25 protein-coding genes and 1 tRNA gene are annotated in these 24,757 nt (G+C 40.5%); 16 read left to right on the top strand and 10 right to left on the bottom strand.

Translation table 11 applies throughout. The annotated features are described in order from the left end of the window. Nucleotides 1-19 precede the first annotated feature (19 nt). Nucleotides 20-1,348, bottom strand: a complete 1,329-nt coding sequence (locus tag ID165_RS05500) for a TolC family protein (RefSeq protein ID WP_192349375.1) — start codon at nucleotides 1,346-1,348, stop codon at nucleotides 20-22. A 409-nt stretch (nucleotides 1,349-1,757) separates the two neighbouring features. On the opposite strand from ID165_RS05500, the gene ID165_RS05495 reads away from it, so the two are divergent. After that, nucleotides 1,758-2,765, top strand: a complete 1,008-nt coding sequence (locus ID165_RS05495; RefSeq protein WP_192349374.1) for a sensor histidine kinase — start codon at nucleotides 1,758-1,760, stop codon at nucleotides 2,763-2,765. After that, nucleotides 2,762-3,529, top strand: coding sequence for a LytTR family DNA-binding domain-containing protein (locus ID165_RS05490; RefSeq protein WP_192349373.1), 768 nt, complete (start codon nucleotides 2,762-2,764; stop codon nucleotides 3,527-3,529). The genes ID165_RS05495 and ID165_RS05490 overlap by 4 nt, the downstream gene beginning before the upstream one ends. 409 nt (nucleotides 3,530-3,938) lie before the next feature. Here the strand turns inward: ID165_RS05490 and ID165_RS05485 are convergent. Beyond that, a tRNA-Ile gene (locus tag ID165_RS05485) sits at nucleotides 3,939-4,012 on the bottom strand. Nucleotides 4,013-4,115: 103 nt separating this feature from the next. Here ID165_RS05485 and ID165_RS05480 point away from each other — a divergent pair. Both ID165_RS05480 and ID165_RS05475 read left to right on the top strand, forming a co-directional pair. Beyond that, nucleotides 4,116-4,745, top strand: coding sequence for an HAD family phosphatase (locus ID165_RS05480; protein WP_192349372.1), 630 nt, complete (start codon nucleotides 4,116-4,118; stop codon nucleotides 4,743-4,745). Next, on the top strand, nucleotides 4,738-5,844 hold the full coding sequence (locus ID165_RS05475) for a site-2 protease family protein (RefSeq protein ID WP_192349371.1): 1,107 nt from the start codon (nucleotides 4,738-4,740) through the stop codon (nucleotides 5,842-5,844). The genes ID165_RS05480 and ID165_RS05475 overlap by 8 nt, the downstream gene beginning before the upstream one ends. 128 nt (nucleotides 5,845-5,972) lie before the next feature. Here ID165_RS05475 and ID165_RS05470 read toward each other — a convergent pair whose 3' ends face one another. Next, nucleotides 5,973-7,046, bottom strand: coding sequence for an agmatine/peptidylarginine deiminase (locus ID165_RS05470; RefSeq protein WP_192349370.1), 1,074 nt, complete (start codon nucleotides 7,044-7,046; stop codon nucleotides 5,973-5,975). Between the two features lie 6 nt (nucleotides 7,047-7,052). Beyond that, nucleotides 7,053-7,928, bottom strand: a complete 876-nt coding sequence (locus tag ID165_RS05465; protein ID WP_192349369.1) for a carbon-nitrogen hydrolase — start codon at nucleotides 7,926-7,928, stop codon at nucleotides 7,053-7,055. A gap of 308 nt (nucleotides 7,929-8,236) precedes the next feature. On the opposite strand from ID165_RS05465, the gene ID165_RS05460 reads away from it, so the two are divergent. Further along, nucleotides 8,237-8,671, top strand: coding sequence for a RidA family protein (locus ID165_RS05460; RefSeq protein WP_192349368.1), 435 nt, complete (start codon nucleotides 8,237-8,239; stop codon nucleotides 8,669-8,671). 630 nt (nucleotides 8,672-9,301) lie between these two features. Further along, nucleotides 9,302-10,783, top strand: a complete 1,482-nt coding sequence (locus ID165_RS05455; RefSeq protein WP_192349367.1) for a hypothetical protein — start codon at nucleotides 9,302-9,304, stop codon at nucleotides 10,781-10,783. Here the strand turns inward: ID165_RS05455 and ID165_RS05450 are convergent. Together ID165_RS05450 and ID165_RS05445 are read right to left on the bottom strand one after the other, a co-directional pair. Then, the gene (locus tag ID165_RS05450; protein WP_192349366.1) at nucleotides 10,773-10,913 is read right to left on the bottom strand and encodes a hypothetical protein; all 141 of its coding nucleotides are present in this window, start codon (nucleotides 10,911-10,913) and stop codon (nucleotides 10,773-10,775) included. The two genes, ID165_RS05455 and ID165_RS05450, sit on opposite strands and share 11 nt — an antisense overlap. A 150-nt stretch (nucleotides 10,914-11,063) precedes the next feature. Then, nucleotides 11,064-11,525, bottom strand: coding sequence for a small multi-drug export protein (locus tag ID165_RS05445; protein WP_192349365.1), 462 nt, complete (start codon nucleotides 11,523-11,525; stop codon nucleotides 11,064-11,066). A gap of 294 nt (nucleotides 11,526-11,819) precedes the next feature. Here ID165_RS05445 and ID165_RS05440 point away from each other — a divergent pair, with 294 nt between their 5' ends. Continuing rightward, a complete protein-coding gene (locus tag ID165_RS05440) occupies nucleotides 11,820-12,302 on the top strand; it encodes a thiol-disulfide oxidoreductase DCC family protein (RefSeq protein ID WP_192349364.1) in 483 nt (160 codons plus the stop codon). 40 nt (nucleotides 12,303-12,342) lie between these two features. Next, a complete protein-coding gene (locus ID165_RS05435; protein ID WP_192349363.1) occupies nucleotides 12,343-12,792 on the top strand; it encodes a nuclear transport factor 2 family protein in 450 nt (149 codons plus the stop codon). 26 nt (nucleotides 12,793-12,818) lie between these two features. On the opposite strand, the gene ID165_RS05430 is transcribed toward ID165_RS05435, so the two are convergent. Further along, complete coding sequence (locus ID165_RS05430; protein WP_192349362.1) at nucleotides 12,819-13,253, bottom strand: hypothetical protein; 435 nt, start codon at nucleotides 13,251-13,253, stop codon at nucleotides 12,819-12,821. A gap of 216 nt (nucleotides 13,254-13,469) precedes the next feature. Here ID165_RS05430 and ID165_RS05425 point away from each other — a divergent pair, with 216 nt between their 5' ends. From ID165_RS05425 to creD, 6 genes are all read left to right on the top strand, one after another. Continuing rightward, nucleotides 13,470-14,558, top strand: coding sequence for a sensor histidine kinase (locus ID165_RS05425; RefSeq protein WP_192349361.1), 1,089 nt, complete (start codon nucleotides 13,470-13,472; stop codon nucleotides 14,556-14,558). Then, nucleotides 14,555-15,250, top strand: coding sequence for a LytTR family DNA-binding domain-containing protein (locus ID165_RS05420; RefSeq protein WP_192349360.1), 696 nt, complete (start codon nucleotides 14,555-14,557; stop codon nucleotides 15,248-15,250). Before ID165_RS05425 ends, ID165_RS05420 begins: the two co-directional genes overlap by 4 nt. Nucleotides 15,251-15,480: 230 nt before the next feature. Beyond that, nucleotides 15,481-16,095, top strand: a complete 615-nt coding sequence (locus ID165_RS05415) for a hypothetical protein (RefSeq protein ID WP_192349359.1) — start codon at nucleotides 15,481-15,483, stop codon at nucleotides 16,093-16,095. Further along, nucleotides 16,085-16,390, top strand: coding sequence for a transcriptional regulator (locus ID165_RS05410; protein ID WP_192349358.1), 306 nt, complete (start codon nucleotides 16,085-16,087; stop codon nucleotides 16,388-16,390). Before ID165_RS05415 ends, ID165_RS05410 begins: the two co-directional genes overlap by 11 nt. A gap of 52 nt (nucleotides 16,391-16,442) precedes the next feature. After that, a complete protein-coding gene (locus ID165_RS05405) occupies nucleotides 16,443-16,769 on the top strand; it encodes a hypothetical protein (RefSeq protein ID WP_192349357.1) in 327 nt (108 codons plus the stop codon). Between the two features lie 218 nt (nucleotides 16,770-16,987). Further along, a complete protein-coding gene (gene creD / locus ID165_RS05400) occupies nucleotides 16,988-18,319 on the top strand; it encodes a cell envelope integrity protein CreD (protein ID WP_192349356.1) in 1,332 nt (443 codons plus the stop codon). Between the two features lie 531 nt (nucleotides 18,320-18,850). On the opposite strand, the gene ID165_RS05395 is transcribed toward creD, so the two are convergent. After that, a complete protein-coding gene (locus ID165_RS05395; protein WP_192349355.1) occupies nucleotides 18,851-19,948 on the bottom strand; it encodes a serine hydrolase in 1,098 nt (365 codons plus the stop codon). Nucleotides 19,949-20,214: 266 nt separating this feature from the next. Here ID165_RS05395 and ID165_RS05390 point away from each other — a divergent pair, with 266 nt between their 5' ends. Both ID165_RS05390 and ID165_RS05385 read left to right on the top strand, forming a co-directional pair. Then, nucleotides 20,215-21,126 carry a sugar phosphate isomerase/epimerase gene (locus ID165_RS05390; RefSeq protein WP_192349354.1) on the top strand — a complete coding sequence of 304 codons (912 nt, stop codon included), beginning with the start codon at nucleotides 20,215-20,217 and terminating at the stop codon, nucleotides 21,124-21,126. Nucleotides 21,127-21,250: 124 nt separating this feature from the next. Next, a complete protein-coding gene (locus ID165_RS05385) occupies nucleotides 21,251-21,388 on the top strand; it encodes a hypothetical protein (RefSeq protein WP_192349353.1) in 138 nt (45 codons plus the stop codon). 235 nt (nucleotides 21,389-21,623) lie between these two features. Here ID165_RS05385 and ID165_RS05380 read toward each other — a convergent pair whose 3' ends face one another. Further along, nucleotides 21,624-23,126, bottom strand: a complete 1,503-nt coding sequence (locus tag ID165_RS05380) for a hypothetical protein (RefSeq protein WP_192349352.1) — start codon at nucleotides 23,124-23,126, stop codon at nucleotides 21,624-21,626. A 267-nt stretch (nucleotides 23,127-23,393) separates the two neighbouring features. Next, the gene (fahA, locus tag ID165_RS05375; RefSeq protein WP_192349351.1) at nucleotides 23,394-24,662 is read right to left on the bottom strand and encodes a fumarylacetoacetase; all 1,269 of its coding nucleotides are present in this window, start codon (nucleotides 24,660-24,662) and stop codon (nucleotides 23,394-23,396) included. Between the last annotated feature and the right edge of the window lie 95 nt (nucleotides 24,663-24,757).

Raw genomic sequence — 24,757 nt, 5'->3', positions numbered from 1 at the left:
ACAAGGGATGACAACAAGTTTACTGGAGCGTAGTTAAAAAGGCGAAAAGATTTCCCCTTGATTTTTGAAACTCGAGTTGACTTACAATCAGGTTGTAAAGGCTATTGATATAATTACTTTGGGCGGCTTTGTAGGCGGTATCATCGTTGAGAAAATCCGTTAATGAAGCTACCCCACGCTGATATTGATACTCGGTGACTTTCCGCAATTTTAGCGCAAGGGCCATATTCTCTTGATTACTTTGATAATTACCATAGGCTGTACTTACCGAGGTTTTTGCGTTCTCAAACCGCAGACTGTAGGACTGTTCCCTGATCTGGAAATTATACTTTTCATTCTCAAGCTTTAGCCGCTCTTCTTTAACTTGGCTCTGGCGGCGGAAACCACTGAAAATCGGTACGCTGACCGATAGTCCCACATAGGAAAAACCCTTCCATGACGAGAAAGCATCCGAAAAATCATTGGCAAGTGACTGTGCTGCGATTTTACTGAAAAAGCTGATGGAAGGTAGGTAACTTGCCTGCTTCGCCAGCAAGTTCACCTGCTGAAGTTCGATCAACTTTTCCCCTATCTTTACCTCTGTTAAAGCCTCCAATTCAAAAACCTCGTCCACGTTGTGTTCAGCAAACTGCCCATAGTTGATCGAATCTATTATTGCCAGGTCAGCATCAAGGGGCAGACCCATCGCATTTTTTAAAGTGTTTACAGCTAATCGACGTCTTGTCTTAGCATCTTCCAATTGATAGTTGGCAGCATTCAGATTAACCCTAACCCGATCGACATCCTTTTCAAGCACAGTACCTTTTTCAAATTGGTACTGCAGGGTTTTTACCATTTCTTCGTACTTGATTTTATTCGCTGTCTGTATGGCTATTTGCTCTTCATAGATTAACACCTGGAAATAGGCTTTTGCCGTGTTGTAAGCGAGATCCTCGTTATTATGCTCTTGTTGTACGCGAGATACGGCTATATAGGGTTCGTTCCCTCTGATTCCGACAATTTTCTGTGGGTCGTAAAGTGTTTGGCTTACATCGATGCCCAGATTACTGTTGTACTTGGTTCCAAACTGTATTTCTTCCGGTTCGGGACCAAATATCCCAGCAGGCAACACATTAGTTTGCAACTTCAGGTTATCTGTGAAAGTAGCTGACCCAGAAACCTGTGGCAGATAACCCGCCACCGTTTGAGCGCTTTTGGCCTCTGCAATGCCAACATTGTTAGTGTACACCGCCTGAGAGGGATGATGCTTCAGGGTATATTCTATACTCTGAAGAAGTGAGAAATGGTCTTGCGCTTGACTATCACTTATCAAACCTGCAAGAAGGATGAAAAGAATTTTATATTTCATGTCCTATTAATTTCATTTGTAAGGGCCTGATGGGATCTCGTGTTGTTTATGATCTTCCCCTGTGAGTCGCTTCGGTCCTACCCAATTTCATTTGCCTTTTTTTGAAGAACGACTCCCAAGTTGCTGAAAGAAGAATTGCTGACCTGGTTCTGATTTTCCCTGTGCAAAGCAGCAGAGGTACCCGCAAGTCTAAAAGTACATTTTGCATGAAGCGGGCAAAACACAAGGGGAGACGGGCAGATTTCCTAAACCGTCAGGTTGCAAGTCCAATTGAAACTCCCTATTAAAGTACAGCCTAACTACACTATGCCATTTTTACAAATCAGAAATGCCCGCTTCGGAAGCCAACCTGCCCGCCTTACGAACTTTTCCTGATTGATCTGTTATGTAATGGTTTAAATTTGCCTTTGTGAAAAATATCAATTGGAAATTTGGTTTTGGTATTGCCGCTGCACTGTCGCTGATTACCCTTTCTTTTCGGATTACGCTCACGACCGATGCGGGATGGCATTTACATGCGCTTAGCCTTGTATATACCTTTGTCTATAATATCTCAATATGGGTGGCCATGAATGCATTGCTGAACAACACCAAAAGAATGTGGTTCTTAGAATCGAAGATTCTTATTGCTGCGTGCATCGCCGTCACCGCTTTGTTGGGTATTATCGAAGATTGGGCTTTCAACCACTTCACTGGCTACATGCTCCAACAAGCAGCCGCACCCGGCATCAAAAGATATTTCATCATGTTTTTCAGAGCTTTTCTGCTTAGCTCATTTTATTATTTTCTCGCTTATTATCTGCATGTCCTGTCTGAAAAGCAAAAACACAGTCTTGAGATCGAACGGCTGAAACAGGTACAACTTGCTGCTAACATCTCTTCTTTAAAAGAGCAACTAAGTCCCCACTTTCTTTTTAACACACTAAATACCCTTAGTTCGATCACACATGAAAAGGAAGTAAAGGAGTATATCTCTGAACTGGCAAATGTTTACCGCTATTTACTTACTTACAAAAAGGCGGATTCAGCGACACTGGAGCAGGAACTCACCTTCATTGAATCGTATCTTTATATCATAAAAGCAAGAATGGAATCCGCTTTGGAGATAGTGATACAAGTGGATAGTCAACTGCTGTCAAGCCTTTTACCCCCGCTCACACTGCAACTCCTAATTGAAAATGCGATCAAGCACAACGTTGCCTCGGTTTCCCGGCCACTGACCATCAGCATTTATAATGAAGGAAGCCGGGAACTGGTTGTTTCCAACTACTATCAACCCAAATCACTCACTCCATTTTCCACCGGGGTAGGTCTCGACAATGTTATTCAACGATATCGCCTGCTTTTTGACAAGGACATAGTCATCGAGAAAACCAAGCAATCCTTCAGTGTAAAACTTCCTATTATTATACCATGAACGTCCTAATCATAGAAGATGAAAAGAAGGCTGCCAAAGAGCTAGAGCGGATTTTGTATGAAATCGATGGTGACCTCTCTGTTGCTGCCATCCTTGACTCGGTGGAGCAAGGGGTATCTTATCTTTCGAAAGAGCCGCCCATTGATCTGATATTTTCCGATATTCAACTTGCCGATGGGATGTGCTTTGAAATTTATAATCAGGTTACTATAAGCAGCCCAATCGTATTCTGTACCGCTTTCGACGAGTTTATGATGGAGGCTTTTGAAACGAATGCGGTGAGTTACATCCTGAAACCGATCACCAGTGAAAAGGTCGCAACTGCACTGGCCCAGTATCACCAGATGAAGACCGCATTTGAGCCGGCAAGTGCCGCGCGAGCCCTTGGAAAGATATCCTCTCACCTGAAAAATGTGTTCAAAACAACACTACTCGTAGAATATAAGGAAAAGATTATCCCTCTTCGAGTGAAGGACATCGCTTATTTCTATCTTGACAAAACAATAGTTAAAATAACCACCCAGACAAACCAGTGTTTCTTTTTTGCCTCCAGCCTAGATGAAGTAGAACGGATACTTGACCCAGAACTATTTTACCGGGCCAATCGCCAATACCTCATAAACAAGAAATTCGTTGCGAGTATTGAACGGCATTTTTCGCGCAAACTCGTTACAAAACTCAGCGTAGACACCCCCGAAGCTATTGTGGTCAGTAAAGCGAAGGCTAGCGAATTTCTGAGGTGGCTCGAAGGCCTTAATAACTAAATACTTATAAATCAATTACTATTATTCTACGAAATTATATCGGTTGGCGTGCTGCTTTGGATATATATAACACTATCAGCCAACGAAACCATACTTCACCTGTCAACACAGACTTTTGAAGCACATGCTTTTGTCATCCACATTGAGTGCCAAAACTTTAAAAATCACCTTGGTCAATTCTTCGAATTTCACCCCCGTTCGCTCTTCCGGATCTGAATTCCGTTCTCCTTCAGCTGATTGTAGTTGCGGTAGCCTAAATTTTCATAATTCTCGAGGTAGAGGTTTTCCACGTCCTTGTAGTGCTCCGGAAATTCTATGCCTAAGGCTTATCTTAAAATATTTTTTTGTGCAAATGGCATGCAAATAAAAAAGCACTTAGCAAAAAAATGCTAAGTGCTTGATAATAAAGTGGGCCCACCTGGATTCGAACCAGGCACCTACTGATTATGAGTCAGTTGCTCTAACCGAATGAGCTATAGGCCCTTTACTTGAAAAACCTCAATTTTTAGCTTGTATTCGCCGTAAACCTTGGTTTTGGGAGTGCAATGTTACATATTTGAATGCAAATACACAACCTCTATTTCGCATGAAAAATGCTCCCGATGCAGACTTTTTGATTTTTGACTTAGGCAATGTCATCATTGATCTCGATTACCGCAGAGCAATGAGGCGTATCAGTCAAGAGATTTCTGTTGATTTACATAACAAAGTGAATGGGTTTTATCTAACTGATTTCCACAAGGATTATGAGGTAGGAAGAATCAACTCAGGCCAGTTTAGAGATGAGGTCAGAAGATATTTCCAGCAGGATTGGGAGGACGAAAAAGTAGATGAATTATGGAATGATTTGCTGCTAAAAATTCCTCCGGAAAGATTGAAATTAATTTCAAAATTGAGAGAAAAATTTCAAGTAGGCGTATTGAGCAATACAAATTCGATTCATATCAGTGCCGTAAATAGGATTCTAAAAGAGGACCATGGTCTGGAAAATTTTGATCCGATTTTTGATTGGGTGTTTTTGAGCCATGAGATGGGGTTGGCTAAACCTTCTCCGGAGATCTATGAAAAAATGCTGGTAGATCTGGGAACTTCAGGAGATCGGGTGATATTTTTTGATGACTTGCCAGCCAATGTGGAAGGAGCTAAAGCAGTGGGTATCCAAGCGGTGCATGTGACGGGGACTGAGGTTATTTTCGATTATTTTAAGAATGTATAGCAAAAAAGATTACCTCCGTCACGGAATATTATTTCTCGTCACACTAATTACCACCACGCTGGCAGGGGCTGAGTGGGTATATGGAAAATCGGTACTTGGTGAAGGAGACAGCTTACTTACTTGGGAATATTTCCGGAAGTCAATGGCCTTCTCTGTGCCTTTTATAGGAATATTACTTATCCATGAGTTAGGTCATTTTTTTACGGCTATTTATCATAAAGTAAAGTGTACACTGCCATTCTTCATTCCAGGTTGGTTGGGTTTTATAGGAATTCCGACTATCGGGACTTTTGGCGCAGTGATTCAGATGAAAGGTTTTGTCAACAGCAGAAAGAAATTCTTTGACATAGGAGTTGCCGGCCCTTTGGCAGGGTTTCTTATCGCCTTGATTGTGCTTATCTATGGATTTACCACACTTCCCGAACCGGACTATATTTATTCCATACACCCGGAGTATGCTGATCCGGATTTTGAGGTAGAAGAAGGCTCACTGGATTTTGAACTTGGAAATAACCTGCTTTTTTGGGGACTGGGTGAACTATTTGCCGATCCTGACCGATTGCCGGCCATGTCCGAAATGATCCACTACCCGTATTTATTCGCAGGCTTTCTTGCGTTGTTTTTTACGGCCTTGAATCTACTTCCGATCGGCCAACTTGATGGCGGACATGTGGTTTTTGGCCTTTTCCCCAAACTTCACAAAGAGATCTCGCTGGCAGCATACATTTTGTTTGTCGGGTATGCCGGCATGGGAATGATTAGCCCTTATTCGGACCTAAATGATCTCATGCTGTGGATTCCTTTGTACATAGGTTTTCTCTTTGTTTGTTTTGCGAAATCAGGATTAAGCCTACAGAATAGAATAACCCTTGTTCTTAGTATTGCGGCTTTACAGTATGCCTTGGCGTATGTCAATCCGGATTTGCAGGGATACCAAGGCTGGCTATTCTACGGTTTCTTATTGGGAAGAGTAATGGGACTGAAACACCCTGAAGTATCCGGATTGAAAGAACTGGATGGGAAAAGGAAATTATTGGGCTGGTTTGCGATTGTGATTTTTATCCTTTGTTTTTCACCAAGACCATTTATATTCTCATAAAAACTCCATGAAGTTTAATTTGACTAAAGCCCGGTTGAGATTATAATTCGCTGAAAAGTGGCCTAAACCCAAGGGTTTAGACCACTAAAAATCTTTCCACCGCTATGCTTTTGCAGGAAAAATACTTGTCAAACCGACGGCTCCTGCTGACTCAGGCAATGAAAACTGCCCAAACCCCAGATAATGTCAGTAGAGTCTACTCCTACTACCTTTCGATCCGGAAAACAATCAGAAATAATATCCAGGGCTACCTGATCATGGGCATCCCTGAAAGTAGGAACTACCACCGCATGATTTGAAATATAGAAATTGGCATAAGAAGCAGGAAGCCGCTGATCATCCCAGATCACAGGTGCAGGCATAGGCAATTCTACAATATTGAGCTGTTTTCCATCAGCCAACCTCATTTTATGAAGTCGGTCCAAATTCTCCTGAAGTAAGGTGTAATTCTCATCGGCTCTGTTTTTTTCCACTGCGGTTACCACCGTGTCTTCACTGACAAAGCGGGTGATATCATCGATATGCCCATCCGTGTCATCACCGACAATCCCATCTCCTACCCAGAGGATTTGTTTCACTCCATAATAATCCTGCAGGTACCGCTCTATTTGATCCTGTTTCAGGTGAGGATTTCTATTTTCATTCAGCAGACATGCTTCAGAGGTCAGCAAGGTACCCTTTCCGTTAAATTCCACAGCGCCTCCTTCCATCACAATCCCGGGTTTAAAACATGGAATACCCAGCTCCTCAGCAATTTTAATGGGAATTTGATTGTCCAGATTATGGGGAGGATATTTTTCTCCCCAGGCATTATAATTCCATTTCACCAATACTTTCTTTACCTCAGCATCCGGATTGATCAGGAAAGCAGGGCCATGGTCTCTACACCATGCATCATTGGTAGGGAAAAAGTGAAAACAAATATTAGCCAAGTTCACTCCTGCCTGCTCCAAATGAAGTAGCGCAAAATCCTTCATGGCCTGATCCGACACGTTGATATTTACGATTTCGCCAAGAGCCACGTATTTGATAAACTCTGAATATGGAGCAAAGATGGTCTCTAGTTTCCCCGGCCAAGAACCTTCCTTATGCGGCCAACTCAACCAGGTAGCTGTATGCCATGCAAATTCTGCGGGGAAATAGTAGCCCAACTCAGCGGGGGTTTTCTCTACCGATGTGGCCAATGCAAAGATATCTGTCATAAGGGTCTATTCTTCGTCAAGGAATCGTTTGGTAATCGGCTGATAAGAATCTATGCGACGGTCTCTCAAAAAAGGCCAGTGCGTACGGTACTGATCAGATTTGGCAAAATCGAGTTCCTCCACATGGATTTGCTCTTCATCATGACTTGCCTTAAAAATAACTCTGCCAAAAGGATTGGCAACAAAAGAACCTCCCCAGAATTTCATATCTCCCTCATTTCCACAACGATTCACCGATATCACAGGAATGCCATTTGCTACAGCATGAGAACGCTGTATGGTCTGCCAAGCTCCGTACTGCTCATCATTGACATCAGGGGCTTGATCCTTGTGCCAGCCAATAGCTGTAGGATACACCAAGAAATCAGCTCCTTTCAGCGCAGTGATTCTTGCGGCTTCGGGATACCACTGATCCCAACAGATCAGCACGCCGATGTTTCCGAATTTGGTGTGAAAAACTTTATAGCCCAAATCGCCCGGAGTAAAGTAAAACTTCTCATAATACCCTGGATCATCCGGAATATGCATTTTTCTGTACTTGCCCAAATAGGCTCCATCTGCATCCAAAACTGCCGTGGTGTTATGGTACAATCCTTCAGCTCTTTTCTCAAAAAGAGAAGCAACGATCACAACGCCAAGTTCTTTGGACAGATCACCGAGTATTTCCGTGGACGGACCGGGAATCACTTCAGCAAGCTTGAAGTTTTCGTAATCTTCCACATCACAAAAATATAAAGAGCGGAAAAGCTCCTGAAGTATTACCACCTGTGCTCCTTTGGCCGCAGCCTCACGTACACCGGCGATGGTTTTAGTCATATTTTCGGACACATCCGGAGAGCAACTCAACTGGACTAAGCCCACTTTTACAGTTTTATTTGCCAAAATAGTTCGGTTTTAATGGATAGGTTACAAAGATACTTTTGCCCGTCGCCATTCCCAAATGAAGATTTTGGAACTCATACTTGAGTAAGTCGAAAGGCAAGGGTGGAAATAACGGAAGGAAGGCGAAAATGATTCAATGGAAAAGCGGGAAAAATAGCTGAATTTCTGCTAAATCCATTGTAACTAGTGAATACAAAAGGTTTTAAGTCATCCGGATTACGAGTAATCCATCTTCAAATTCAATAAAACGTTAACTATTTTGTGAAAAACCGGGAATATTACTATAACCATCTATAAATCAAATAAATATGAAACCTGAAACCTTCTTAATCCTATTTGCCATTTTACTCAGTAACCTGGGAATGGCACAATCCAATATCAAAAAAGACAAGTGGCACTGGAATAACACGGAACAAGATACGATAGCGGGCTACGCTCAAGTAATAAAAGTGGACAACATACTTTATATTTCAGGTGCCGTAACAACTGAACTAACCCCTAAAGGAATTGAAGGAGTCTATAGCGCATTGGAATCATCACTAAAAAATTACGGTGCAACTTTCCAAAATGTCGTTAAAGAAAATCTATATACAACTGATATTGAAACGATGAAAAAATATAACCAAGCCCGCAAGAAATACTACAAAAATGATTTTCCCGCTGCGACTTGGGTGCAAGTTGACAGATTATATATGGAAAGTGCCAAATTAGAGGTGGAACTCATAGCTCATCTTCCCAAGTAATATCACTGGCTAGTCTTAAAAAAAGTTTACAGATCAGTAAAACAAGTCTCCGGTACAGTCATTTCATCCGGTAGGACGGCTGAATTTTTTGCCCTATATCCATTTACTCTACATACACAAAATGTATGTAGAGTAAATGGATGAGGTGGTGTATGCAAGAACATTGCACTAAATGGGCAGGAAAACACCTCTAATCCGCTTTTGCACATACATTCTAAACATTGGGCTCATTTCCAAAAAAATCAAAAAAACATAGGTTCATTGAAATCACATTCAAAAGATATATTATTTTATAAGCAAGGAAACAACTATATCTTACTAAACCTTAGTCACAATAAATCAACTATTTATTCTTAAAAAATGGTATCAGATTTTTATCATAATCTAATTCAATCAAATAGGATTAATCTTCAGGATAGCAAGAAAAATCTTTTCATTATTCAACTCTTGAGACTTTTCTTTTTTGCCGGATTCTTGACATGTTTGGTTCTTTCATTCAATAAGTCAGGTAGCTATATTTATTTTTCTGCAATTGGTCTTTTCGCCTTCATTTTTTCAATAAAGGCCTATAGAAAATTTCAAAACAAAAGCGAATTTTTCAAAAATGTAGACAGTATAGCCCAAAGGGAATTGAAAATAATTAATAATGATATTCCCTCATTAAAATTATCAGTTAATAGAATTGAAAAAGGCCATCCTTTCGCTTTTGACTTAGATGTATTGGGAGATAATTCTTTATACTCCCGATTAAATCGGACATCATCACAGATTTCGGAAAGTATATTGATTGATTCAGTCACCAAACTTAGCAATGACCGGAACCACATTTATAAAAGACAAAAATCAATTGAAGAGCTGTCCCAAAAGGTATCCTTATGTGTAGTGTTTAATGCTATTGCATTACAATATTTTGAAACCCAACCGGAAGTAAACTCACTCGATCAGGCACTCAAGAATCGAACAAAAAAAGTTGGGGTAAGCTTAACATTTTCCTCAATAGCATTATCCCTAGGAACTATTATGGCTTTGGTATCAGCTATAAATCAGGTAATACCCCATCACTATTGGATAATTTTATTTGTAATTAATTTGATGATAAACTATTGGGTAAAGCAAAAAAAATCGGACAAAATACTGTCCCGTGATACCAGTATTTCCATAATTAAGAAATATCAGGAGCTGTCCGATCACCTCAATAAGTTTAGCTTTGAAGGTGGGCAGCTTAAAAACTTATCTCTAGATTGTAAAAGGAATAGCACTTCTTTAGCAAAGTTGACCTCTATACTAAATTTTCAAAAATCCTCCAATTTTATAACCAATGGCTTTTTCTTATTGGATATCCATGTGATTCGAAAAACAGAAAATCTTAAGTCAGAGAACCCCATTGATTTTGGGAACTTGGTTTTATCTATTTGTCAAATAGAAGAACTGATTTCTATCGCATTTTTCAAATTCAACAATCCCACCTATACGTTTCCTTTAGTAGCCGACAAGCCCGGGATTTTGAACTTTAATCAATTGGGTCATCCATTTGTCCCTAAGGAAAACTGTGTAACCAATGATTTTCATCAAGAAGCTAAAATCAATATCGTAACAGGCTCTAATATGTCCGGGAAAAGCACGTTTTTACGTAGCATTGGGATTAATTTTGTGTTAGTTCATATCGGGGCTCCTGTTTTTGCGTCCCGTTTTGAAACTTCGCTGGGCAATTTATTTACATCAATCAAAACAGTTGATTCTCTAAATGAGCAAAAATCATTTTTCTACGCAGAAGTATTAAGGCTTTCGGAAATTCAAAAAAATATCACTGAAGAAAATTGGGGGTTAGTTTTATTGGACGAGACCCTCAAGGGAACAAATTCTGAAGATAAGCTCAGTGGGTCAATTTCTCTGGCAATCAAGTTTTCAAAATTGAACTGCATGCTGCTTTTTGCTACACACGATTCAAAAATGGGAGTCTTGGCAGATCAACACAAAGACATTTTCAGCAATTATTGTTTTGAAAGCGAGGTGGTAAATAACGAGGTGATTTATGATTTTAAATTGAAAAAGGGCATTACCACCAGTAAGAATGCCACATTCTTACTCAAAAAGCATGGGGTTATTGATTGATGCCAGCATTTCTAACGCTCAATGCAGCCTGTCTATCTAGACGAAGTAAATTGCTTAAAAAACCGTAGCCGGAATTGTCTCCAACAAAAAAACTCACTTCCACACCATTCCCTTTTTTGATACCGGCCATGACTACGGCATTTTATTGTATCCCTTTTCCTCCTGGATAAATTCTAAAATTTATCAATCACCCATGGTAAATCCCACCCCAATATTTCATTCCTGTTTTGAATGGGATATGCCTATACTGATTGAGCTCCAAATGAGCTGATCCAACACTTCAATTGTTAAATCCCTGCATGGCGGTCAAAGTAGCAACCCAAACAATTACGCATGATATGAATATACCGATGGCATTTGCAAAGAATGCTTTTTTCCGCTCTAGTCCAAAAAGATATGCAGCAATAGTTCCCACATAAACCCCGGTTCCGGGAAAAGGCATAGCCACGAAAACCATCAGACCCCAAAAACCATATTTCTTAACGTTTTTCCCTGCTCCCGCCTTTGCGCGGCGGCCTACAAAAATCGCAGCCTTCTTGTAATAATACCACTTCAAAAAATACCGGTTGATTACATCGAAAAAGAAATTCATGATCGGGAAAATCAACACATTGGCCAAAAAGCAACAAAGAAACGCCAGATAAATATTCACGCCCTTCAGTAAGGCGTAAGGAATTCCAACTTTAGCCTCCCCAAAGGGGGAAATGCTCCAAAGCATTGCGGTAAGTAAATCTAATAACATTCATCAATAATTGAATGCTGCAAAAGTAAGCAGTTTGGGAGTTTAAATGGTGAAGAATTGATGATTAATTATTTAAATCCATCACTGAAGAAAGGTAAAAAATAATAGGTGAAAAGAGCAATTCGCTCCATAAATATCTTTGCTCATCCATAAGCTTAAGATCGATTGACCAACACCTTGATTATCAAAGGAAAATGATATTTTCACCTACCAAAATAAGAATCCCAAATCAATCAGCACTGAAATTCGTAGGATATATATCAGCCAACATCTTTTTACCTTATACCTCCTCCTATGTTTGCCAACATCCAAAAAACACAAAATCCACCAACTCAGCCCTTATTTATCTGGGATGGGGAATGTGGATTTTGCAAGTATTGGATTATCATATGGAAGAGCCAAACAAAAGGCTTGACCTATACTACTTTCCAGGAAATAGCATCTGACTTCCCTGATATTCCGCTCAAAGAGTTTAAAAAAGCATCCAGATTGATCGAAACAGACGGATCTGTTTTCAGTGGACCGGATTCCGCCTATCGGACGTTTTGGTATTTCCCGAAACCCAAAAAACGCTGGCATAGACTCTATCAAAAGTCCGGGTTCTTTCAATCAATAAGTGATCACGGCTACAATTGGATTGCGAAGAATCGACCACTGATGATGAAGCTTACCTTGGCTTTCTGGGGAAAAGACCCACTGAATCGAAAGCCCTATTGGGGAATTTGCTTATTTGGAGTTATTGCTATTGTATTAGGTATAAGATCAATAATCGGTTAAATTTCTACCCAGTCAAACTCTATTTGCAAACTAATCTCCTATGAAACCGACCTTTCTTTTCTTGATCACTAGCTTATTCACCTACTTTTCTGCTTTTGCACAACAAAACTGTATGACCGAAGCATCCATCAAAGCACTGGATGCCCAATGGGAAGAAAACAACCTCAAACCCGATCCTGAATTTTTCAAAAATGTCTTGGCTGATGATTTCGTCTGGGTTCACAATCACGCTTCAATGATTGACACAAAGGAAGCCGTCGTAAAACGAGCGGAAGACCAGGCTGCAAAAGGCACAAGTAACACGCAATCCAGAATACAAAGCAATGTAGAAGTGGCAATTACAGGAAACACAGCTATCGTCACAGGATTCACAATGGTAGATCGGGATCCATCCCCTACCAAGTATCATTTTATGCGGACTTATGTAGAGATTGAGGGAAAATGCCTACTAGTTGGAAATCATACGATGGCTGTACCTGAAGGGGATTAGCACATGTTATTAGCCTATTCACATAATTAACCAGTTGTTTCGGTATCAGCTTTTCTCATCCAGCTCAAAACAAAAGTCGCAGTATACCCGAGAATAAAAACTGTCAAACCAAACAATGGTGAGAGCAACGTGATCTTAAGACCTCCGGCTAAAATGGCGGGTTCAGCTCCCCCAGATGCCTCCAGTGCATCAAAACCTTGGATCAACCCCAGTAGGCTGTTGGCAAAGGAAATCACCAACCCCAGCAGGGCTACTTGGTTGATCAGCTTTTTATATTTCAAGAAATTGGCTTGCTCTCCATTCAAGTGAGCAAATGCCTTGAAAGTAAAAAAGGTGGCTAATACTAGACAAAGTAGAACCAGTGTCATTCCGCTTAATCCTCCTTCGACAAATCGTTCAATAAGAATATTTGAGAATACCATACTTTGTCCGAGTACAATGCTTGTTGTTAATGAATTCATAATTTTTTGGTTTTTTGATTACACCACAAGTTTAACCCTACAGTTATTCCCTTTTTCATAAATGCGACCAACGACCAGTGAATGCAAATAATTGACTGTATTCACCGGATTTGTGACCGACATCTACAACTGCCGGTTACCTATCTGGCAAAACCGGTCATTCATCGCAATTTCTTTGCAAATACAGATTTTTAAAAGACCTTGTAAATTTCTAGGATGAACAAAAAGAGTCTACTGCTTCACATTTCAAAGAAATTGCTTGAACAGGCATCTATCTGCCTGGGTGCTTTGTTGTTCTTCACTTTTTACTTTGGAATCACAATTTCCAACTTAGGGCCCGCATTTACCTTTGGTGCATTCCTACTTCCGGTCACGATGGGAATGGTGAATGTGTTCAGTTTCTATATCATCCCAAAATTCCTCTTTCAGCAGAAGTATTTTTGGTTTGCACTCTATACGATTTATGCAATCGTCATCTCCATTTTCCTCATCGCATTTTCATCATTTTATGGCTTCATTTATATCAATTCCCTTGATTCCATAGGCACTGAATTTATGCTAACCAAGAATCTTTATCTTATCATGATAGGGGTTTATATAGTCGTTTTGCTTACTTCATTCTTTTCTGCCTATCGGGAAAATCATAAAGTACGGCTTCGAAATCAGGAACTACAATACGCCTTACTGAATGGAGAACTTCTACTGAAACAAGAAGAACTCTCCTACCTCAAAATGCAAATTCATCCTCATTTTCTATTTAACACACTCAATACGATTTATGGTTCTGCAATTGCGGAAAGCAAGGAAACTCCAGAACTTATCCTAAAGCTTTCCAATCTTTTGGACTATATCTTATACCAAACCCAAAAATCACTGGTGCCTCTAGAAGATGAAATCAGTCATTTGAAAGATTATTTAGCATTGGAAAAACTCAGACATGGAGATAGATTGCAGGTGAATTCAAGTTTTCCGGAGGAATCAAAAAACCTAATGATTGCTCCAATGCTATTTCTCCCCCTGTTGGAAAATAGCTTCAAGCATGGCAAGTCACAGAGTACCGAGGCTTTCGTAGAATTAAAAATAGAAATTCATGAAGAACGTATTCTTTTCTTTTTAAGAAACTCCTATGATGAAACCCTCTCAACCAAAAACCTGACTTCTTCGGGAATAGGCCTTCAAAACATTAAAAAGCGCCTCAATCTTCTCTATCCAAATTACCACCTATTGAATATCAGGAAATCTGATGGTTATTTCGAAGTCGATTTACAGCTAAAGACTACTCCACCTAAAACTAGTGTATCATGAACTGCCTCATAGTAGACGACGAACCTATAGCACAAAACATTCTGAAAGAGTTTATCTCAACGATTGATTATTTGAATCTTGTGGCCTGCTGTAGCAATTCAAATGAAGCCTTCAATGAGGTGCAACAGAAACAGGTAGATTTGGTTTTTTTGGACGTTAATATGCCTGGGATTGATGGGATGGCATTTGCCAAAATTATCCCAAAAGAAATCCATGTGATTTTCACTACAGCCTATAGAGAATACGCTATAGAAGGATTCAATCTGCAAGCCACCGATTACCTCTTGAAGCCAATTCCTTTTGATCGATTTCTAAAAGCCGTTGCAAAAGCCAGAGAATCCTTTGTTACCAAAAGCCCACAAACAGCTCAAGATAAGTCAGAATTCATCTTTGTACGGCAGGATCGGAAGATGGAAAAAATAGATTTTTCTGAAATACTAGTCGTAGAAAGTCAGGCAGATTACATCAAGATTCACTTAAAAGACCGATTCTTGATCGTTCGAGAAAGCATTTCCAATTTCGAAAAGAAACTTCCCGGAAGTCGATTCATTCGATTCCATCGATCTTTCATCGGGAACCTAAAATCAATAGACTCTTACACACATGAGTATTTGGAAATCGCCGGAAAAGCGCTCACCATCAGCAGATCCTATAAGGAAGAAGTGCTGAGGCGGCTACAGCAGTTTGAGTAAAAACCTATTTCCCAAACATGATTATCCATAATGACCACTAGCCTTATTTCCTTTGATTGATGGGTGGGATGACCGAAGTGGCCTCAATGCTGGTGTTTACCATTTAAGAAGTCACCTTTGATCTGCTACTGGTGTAATTGAGGATATACTTATTCCCAACTATTTTTTTTCACAAATAGTTAGAAAATGGAATTTTTACTTTTACTTTGTATCTCAAAGTACTTTTAAATATGAGAAAACCGGAACAAGAACTTGCCGAAATCAAATCCATGATGGAGCGGAGCACCCGCTTTCTGTCCCTCAGTGGACTATCTGGAATATTGGCCGGCACCTATGCACTTATTGCTGTTGGGATAGCATATGCCTGGATTTATTACCCTAATCCACCTTACGGATTCCGGACAGCTTACATTTTGGATACCAGAACCCTCACCAAGCTACTTGTTACAGCCTGCGTAGTTTTGGTAAGTTCTATTGCCACTGCCTTAATATTAAGTCAGCAAAAAAGCCAAAGAAATTCCAGTAAACTATGGAGTCCAGCCGGTAAGCGGTTTGTAAAAGCATTACTAATCCCTCTTTTGATAGGCGGTTTCTTTTGCATTGCCCTCTTTCTCCGGGGATACACCATTATAATTGCTCCGGCGACGTTGATTTTCTATGGTTTGGCGTTAATCAATGCTTCGCATTTCACACTTAGCGATATTAAATACCTTGGCTACTGCGAATTAGTACTGGGAATACTTTCAGCTTTCTTTCCGGGCTACGGGCTTATATTTTGGGCTTTGGGCTTTGGAGTACTACACATCATCTATGGGGCGATGATGTACTACAAATATGACCGATAACGTGAAGGGAACTTACGATAAGGCATTTGAGAATGTGGTTAGACTCCGCATGATGTCCATCTTGATGGTCAATGCCGAGTATGACTTTAATTCTTTCAAGGAAATCTTGGAGGTCACAGATGGGAATCTGGCTTCTCATTTGAGAAATCTGGAAAAGCAGGAATACATTTCAGTGAACAAGTCTTTTGTAGGAAGAAAGCCGATGACCAATTATTCAGCAACCAAAGCGGGCAAGCAGGCTTTTCAAGAGCATCTGAAATTCCTCGAAAATTTAATACAGGAAAACAAAAGCTAAAAAATTTATTCATTTACTTTGAATTTCAAAGTACTTTCCAAACTTATGAAGCATGAAAACAGAAATCAAATTTCTACAAGGCATCAAAGCAAAACCTGCAATTATCGCAGGTATCATCGGGGCAGGAATTCCTCTATCATGGCTCAGTTTCATTATTCTGACAAAAGAAGAGCTCTTCGAAACCTGGATGTTGATTCCACTGACATTTATTCCTATTGGCGGAATTTTCGGAGGCTTATTCTTTTATCTGATGGGCTTTATCTGGTTTCCTACAGGAGGAAAAAAGTTCGCAGCCGTTGTTTTCAGCGTCCTTATTTACTTCATCACAATCTGGATCTCTGCTGTCTTGGCCTTCAGCATTACAGGTCATTGGGATTAATCCACAGAATCACTAAAGCATAAAAAACTATATGAAATGGGATGTCCTCCCCTACTGCACAGTGTTCACTGGGGGATTTCTCCTCAAAAAAACAACCCATTCACAAATAGCCATACTAGAAAAAACTCAGTGAAAATCTGCGCATTTTTCAGCGTTCGATCTGCGGGAAACAAGTTGACACCATCAAAAATCACTCATTTACCTTTAACAACTACACTATGGAAACAAACACAAACTCTTCCTTACTTGAAAAATTTCAGGACTGGATTTCTAAATCCACCAGTTTAAAACTTTTAATTATCGGATTTATCGCCCTGCTCCTCTTGATTCCCCAAGCACTCACAACTGACTTGATCAATGAAAGACAAACACGCTTAGAAGAGGCCGAGTATGAAGTAACAGGTAAATGGTCTAGGTTCCAAACAGTAATCGGACCCTATTTGGCATTACCTTATCATCACTATAGAGAAGTGCAGAGTAATGGAGAGAACAAACTAATCAAGGAACTGAAAACCGCCTATTTCTTGCCGGATCTATTGGATATCGCAGGAGATCTCCAAGCAGAATCCCTTCATCGGGGAATTTTCGATGTGGTGGTTTATCAGAGTGATATTCAGCTCAAAGCGGACTTTGGTGCAATAGCCCTCGAAAAATTAGACATCACTGCCGAGCAGGTACTTTGGGATCAGGCATCGTTCTTGATTTCTGTCAGTGACCTTAGGGGAATAGGTGAAAATCCTGAGCTGACGCTCAACAATGTTCCGCTGATTTCAGAGCCATTCACAGATTCCCAGACCGGCCTAAAGGGACTTCAATTCCCTGTATCACTTGATTCTGCATCAAAAGATTTTACAATTTCCGGCAAGATAAAGCTCAAGGGAAGCGCCAATTTCCATATCGCTCCCTTAGGTAAAACCACCGAACTGAAACTGACCGGCAACTGGTCAAATCCGAGTTTTCAGGGAGATTTTTTACCGGAAGAGAGAGTATTGAATAGCGATGGTTTCGAGAGTACTTGGAAAATCCTGCATTTCAACAGGCCCTTTGGTCAGGAATTCACCAATACATTACCTAATTTTCAGGAAAGTTCCTTTGGTTTAAGTCTGAAAATGCCTGTGGATCAATACCAACAAAGTATTCGTACTTCCAAGTATGCTGTCTTAATTATCACCCTGAGTTTTCTTGCATTATTTCTAATGGAGACCTTCACCAAGCAGAGAATTCATCCACTTCAATACACTCTGGTAGGTTTTGGATTGGTATTGTATTACACCTTACTCATTGCGCTTTCCGAGCATTTGGGATTTTCTACTGCCTATTTGATTGCCAGTGTAGCCACGGTGGGCCTTCTGGCATTGTATTCCAAAAGTATATTTTCCCAACTTAAAACAACCGGGATTTTCACAGGAATACTATCTCTGTTTTACATCTTCATATTTGTTATAATCAAGCAACAAGACTATGCTTTGTTGATTGGAAGTATTGGATTATTTGTGGCGCTTGCTGCTACCATGTTTATTTCAAGGAAAATTGATTGGTATAAAAGTTAATATGACGATCCGAAATGATGCCATCAGCCTCCTTTTCTTTGGTATGGTGGCAGGGAGACGGGAGACCGAAGCGACCTTGCTAGATTTCACCTAATTCTATGTCGCTTTTGATTTTTAATGGCAGAAAAACGGATACATCTAATAATTAATTTCAACTACGAATCCCAAGAAAAAACAAGGCAGGTACCATGGAACCGGGTACCTGCCCTTTTTGATGCTACGGAATAGTTGAGTCCGTCATTTTTCAAAAGTAATGTCCTTTTGCTCCGTTGCACAGGTATAAAACTCCTGATCAAAGTCCCCAACATGTGCTCTTAGAAATTCCTTGTCAATCTTTCCCTTTTGGTGCCCCAGCTTGTCATTTTTCCAAAATTGAATAAACCCGACTTATGCATTAGAAAACCTACTACAGCCTTAAACAGTCAAAAAAACCTGCCAATATTGTCAGGTTTTTTTATTCTAAGTAATTGCATCAGCCTAGCAATCATTTTGCTTCTTAGTCATCTAAAAAAAGTCATCTTTTATCCACTCCTATTTCTCCAATGCAGGATAAATAAAATCTGTCAACAGTTGAAATGATCCTTTTTCAAGATCCCAGATATTATAATTCCCCGCAGTTGTTACCACTACCAGTTGTTTTGACTTGTCTAGGTAAATACGCTGGTCACCATTTCCTACTGCCGTGACAAGTTTGTTCGGTTCTTTTCCATCGGGAGATTGGTCTATCCAGAATTGATATCCATAACCACCGTTCTTTCCGCGCTTTACATGAGAGGTAAATGATTCTTCAACCCATTGCTTGTTTAATAACTCTTCTCCTTTGTAATAACCATCCTGCAATAAAACCACACCTATTTTCAGTATATCCGAAGGAAGCATTCTTAAACCGGATGCAGCTATAGGATGCTCTTGTCCAGGCGCTTTTGTCCAATAATAGGTATCTATTTCCAATGGTTTAAATAGATACTCAACAGCAAATTCTTCTATATTCAATCCGGTAGCTTTATGCAAAATGACAGAAAGTAATTCAGTAGTGCCCCCGTTATAATTCCACACACTACCGGGCGATTCTTGCAAAGGTCTGCTCAGAACATAGCGAATAGGGTCATCACTCATCACCATGGCAGTTTCCGAGTTTTTCGGATTGGTATAAGGGAGGTCTTCATTCCACTCCAACCCAGAAGTCATTGTCAGGAGGTGCTTTAAGGTAATCTCTTGATGAAGGCCAATATTGAGATCCCCATATTCAGGAAAATAGGTAAATACCTTTTCTTCTACATTTTCTATAAAACCATTTTGAATGGCAAGTCCAAAGCAAATAGATACGATACTTTTGGTCAGACTTCTTAAATCATGAAGGGTATTTTCACCATGTTCAACCACACCCAAGTCTGTGCCCCAAGACTCATCTTTGCCTGAAAAATATTTCTCAAAAACCAAGTTCCCTTTGTAATGTATCAATACACTATGAACGTTGGGATAGGTTTGATTTTCTATGGCAACTGTCATTTTTTTCAACATTTCTGTATTGATAAGGTTTGGTTCTTCGCTTGAACTGTCAGCTTGGCCAAAAGCAGAGTAGCCAACCAAACAAAGTAATAGGAGCATGATGACGTGTGCCTTTTTCATAGGGGATTAATTATATGACGGTTATTTATTTCAAAAATAACACGTTCCCTACAAAACAAAGTAGGCAAAAAACGACAAACTTACCTTCCAATAATGCCACCCCTGCTTTTTTTAAAAGCAACTCCTTTACCTGCCTAGTGGATGGCATGATTGCGGCTTAAGGTGCTGAAGCCTTCTTCGCAAACTCTACCTAACAGTATATCATGACAGACATTTAATATTACTGTGATTTAGCTAACTTGTACCCGATAAAAACCTAATCTAAAATGAAAAAACACTTTAATCTTAGTCTCAGCTTCTTTTTTGCATTATCTCTGGGCTTTACAGCCTGTAGTTCTAAAACCGGTACCGAAGAAGTTGCGGAAACAGTAGACTCAACTCAAGTCGAATCTACCAATTTCGGTGGATTAGCCCTTTACACGGTACGTGATTCCATGGCAAACAACCCAAAAAGCACATTACAGGCTGTAGCCGATGCAGGCTATGCTTACGTTGAGGCAGCAAATTATGATGATGGTAAATTCTACGGCATGGCGCCTGCCGAGTTTAAATCTTACGTAGAATCACTTGGCATGACTGTCAAAAGTGCTCATATGGGCATGGTAAATATGGAGAATGCTGACCAGTTAATCACTGATGTGAAGACCGCCGGTATTGAATATTTTGTTATTCCTGTCCCTCCGATGGGCATGTTTACTTTTGGTCCGGAAGGCATGGGCATGAAAGGTACTCCCGATGAATTGGTTACTATCATGAACACCTTGGGTGAAAAATGCGCTCAAGCCGGAATTAAACTTCTTTACCATAACCATGACTTCGAATTCAAAGCAATGGAAGATGGAACAATCATCGAAGAACTGCTTTTGGAAAAATGCAATCCCGAGTTTGTCAACTTCCAGATGGATCTATTCTGGGTAACCAAAGCAGAGGTAGATCCTTTGACTTACTTCGAAAAATATCCTGGAAGATTTATCGCATGGCACGTGAAAGATATGAATGACGAAGGAAACTTTGCTCCTGTTGGAACCGGGAACATCGATTTCAATAGAATTCTCGCAGAAAAAGATAAATCCGGCATGAAGTTTTACTTAGTGGAACAAGATCAAACATTCGGTTTGGATCCTATGGAAGCCATCAAAATCAGCCATAAAGGCTTGGAAGAAATTGGCTTTAAGTAAGATTTGAGCTTATATCTTTAGATTTTGAGTATATACTTACGCTGAAATTACTAAAGCCATCCAATTTTTTTGGATGGCTTTCGATTTTTGTAAAAATTATCTTTAAATCAATAGCTTAGTTCCTATGAGCGACACTTTTATTTATATCATTGTCGGAATCGTAATTCTTCATTTTGTAGCCGGCATAGGCTATTTGATTTATAAGATATCAGGGGGCAACTCTTCCAAAAAGGACAAGGTGAAAAATGATGAGGGTGAGTAGTGGGTTCTAAGTTGCAAGCGGCATAGTAGTAAGATGAAAGTGCAGGTTAGATCCAGCTTCTGGAGAAGCAGGATAACAATCAACATCAAAGCTATTCGTGCAACACAGACGGCGGGAATGGATATCACAATACTGTGACCTCTGCGAAAGCCTCTGTGCCCACCGCGGTAAAATAACTTCATTAAAAAAACCACTCCCTACAGGAAGTGGCTTTCGATTCTAGACCATTTACTTTTTATCCTATTAAAAGAGTCAAATTGCGATGGGTGTTATTATAGCCCACCCACGAATAGCCATTGGTTGTTCGTGCCGAAGCTGACAACACAAAACTATAAGCACAAGATTGAGATGGCCTCCAATTCCCCAATTCAGGAATCAGCTTATTGACAAAACCGGCCCAATTGCCTTTTGCAGGAGTATAATTTTCGCTATAGATAGAGGCAGAAAGTCCAGCTCCATAGGTAGCATAGAAGTTGACTCCCCTGAGATTTCCTTCTGGGTCATTCGCCGTGATCCTGAAATTCAACCCATCAGGAGCTGCACCAATTGTTTCGATCGCACATGCAGACACTTCATTTGAGCCATGCTTCACGCTCTCTATGATGGTAGCCGGCACGTGATTGTCAATATACAATCTCAACTCTTGAATAGCTGCTATATCAGTAGTGCTGCTCCCTACATAGAATGTCACTTGTATTCTATACAGTCCCGGCAATAGTGCAGCCGTGGGAAACTGAACCAATAAATCATCTATCGAGTAATCTGTCCCTGGATTTGCCATCTGATAGTATCCAAAGGCTGAAGGAGCAAATGATTCCAAAGCGTAAGTTGATCCTGTCCAGCGATAATTAGACCAGTTACTGATCAGCTTGCTGAATGAACCTCCGGGAGGTGCTATTTCCACTTTGTATTTTCTGTTTCCCGCTGTCCAGAGTTGCTGAAGTTTGGTTCTGTTTCCAATTAAATTCAGCGTGCCTCCAAATGCCGCATTCTCTACAAAATGATAATAGCCTGAATCAGTCGTTGCCCGGCCCGATGCAGAGATTTTAGTGGTCGGTATCAATCCCACACTTCCTACCAATGGTCCCAAGTCTTTAGAAGGTATTGTGGGCTTCCTGCTCAGAACCAATTGACGTAGTTTTGCGAAGTCCTTATAAAAATCTCCCGGAAAGTCAGTCGTAAACCCGGGATTGCTGGATTTCACCCTAAACCCAAAATAGGTATACGGAGTACTCAATGGCCAGGAAAGCGCCACATTGATCTCACTGAGCTCAATCCTGAATTTCCAGATTCTGTGCGATACATCAGAATTGGGGCTGGGTCCAAACTCCTGCACCACCCCAGAATTTGATGGATCCGCAAGAAGCCCCGTCCACTGCCCAGGCCCAAGATACTTCTGTCTACCCAGTTTGTTTGGCTGCCCCGGATACAAACCATAGTTCACATCTACGCCCGAAGAGATCGCACGGTCACGGTTATTGTCAAAAGTCAACCAAAAGTAATCGTTCGTACCTGAATCATTTCCTGTATCAGACACGACGTCCAGCGCGAGATAGAGGAAATTAGCGTCGTTTTTGGCCATTACATAGCCGCGTGTAAATTTGAGGCTCCCCGCACCGTCCCAGTCATCGGCCATAACAGGCTTGTTGATATCGACAGGGTTCACTGCCCACTCGCTGCGCAGAGGCAAGGCAAAAATAATAGGAGTTGTAATAGATAAATTTCTAAGCTTAGCCATTTGTTTTGATAAATTAAGAAAGTTTGTAAAGAAAAATTGTCTCTGAAAAAGTGAGACAGATATGAAAACTACAATCCCGCTCTACATACGAAAAGGCATGAAGTTACCGGGAACCAACGAACATCAACACCTGAGAAAACAAGATCAACAATCTGATGTCCAACGCTTAACAAAGCTATTAGCTAGAAGAAAAAACAGAATATAAATGAGCATAAAAAAACCCTGACTTTTACTAAATCAGGGTTTAAAATTAGTATTTATTGCAAATCACTTGGCGGGAAGAACTTTGGCTTTTACTTCTCCAAACCCTACTCTAATACCATCTTTCTCCGAAAATCCCTTCATAATCACCGTATCCCCATCTTCTATAAACTGCCTTTCGGTTCCGGATTCAAGCTTAACCGGCTCATTACCATTCCAGGAAAGTTCCAGCATAGAACCATAGGAACCAGGTTCCTCACCCGAGATAGTTCCGGAAGCCATCATATCCCCTACATTGATATTGCAGCCATTTACAGTATGATGAGCCAGTTGCTGGGCTACATTCCAGTACATATACTTAAAGTTGGAAGCGCAAACTTTGCTGCTCTTCTCGCCTTCAGGCTGAATATACGTCTCCAATTGTATATCAAAACTGTGGGATTTTTCACATCTCAAATAATCCAAAACTTCAGGCTCCTGTACAGGGCCCTCTACTTTGAATTGCTCCAAAGCTTCCAAGGTTACCACCCAGGGCGAGATAGAAGAAGCAAAGCTTTTTCCCAAAAATGGGCCTAAGGGCACATACTCCCAAGCCTGAATATCGCGGGCAGACCAGTCATTGAAAAGTACAAAGCCGAAAATATAGTCCTCTGCATCAGCGGTGGAAACAGAATCCCCAAGCTTGGTGGACTTGCCTGTGATAAATGCCAGCTCTGCTTCGAAATCCAGTTTTTTACTTGGCCCAAATACAGGCGAATCTGATTCAGGATCTTTTGTTTGTCCTTTTGGTCGGGTGACCGGTACTCCTGAAGGAATAATAGAAGATGCTCTTCCATGATAGCCGACGGGAAGATGTTTCCAGTTTGGAAGAAGTGCATGTTCAGGATCACGAAATAGTTTACCCACATTGGTGGCATGCTCCATACTGCTGTAAAAATCGGTATAGTCCCCGATTTTTACCGGCATCAACATGGTCGCTTCCTTTCGGTTAACCATCACTTTCCCTCTAGCAGAATGATCTCTCAGCTTTTCATTGTCTGCCAACAACAAATCCTGCACGCGTTCACGGATTTTTTTAGTGATGACTTTTCCCAATTCAATCAGCTCATTCAGTGAATCTTTGAGAAACACCCCCTCGGGCAAAAACATATCAGAAAAAAAACCTTCCTGATCCAGCACACTTAAGTCAACAATCTTATCACCGATTGCAATTCCTATACGCGGTCTTAGTCTTTTGTTTTCAAAAACACCAAATGGGAGGTTGTAAATCGTGAAATCGGAATTTTTTGATACTTCCACCCAGGTAATCAGGGTGTTGGTTGGGCTGTCGCTCATGGGTAAAAATCGTTGTGACTGCAAATTTAGCTTTTATGTATGAAATGAAAAGTTTAAAAACCGAATACCTAAACATTCACAAGTACATCAATCAC

It is taken from the genome of Algoriphagus sp. Y33, assembly GCF_014838715.1.
Taxonomy (GTDB): domain Bacteria; phylum Bacteroidota; class Bacteroidia; order Cytophagales; family Cyclobacteriaceae; genus Algoriphagus.
Note: the sequence above shows the minus strand (reverse complement) of the source record. Positions and strands in the feature narration are given on the sequence as shown.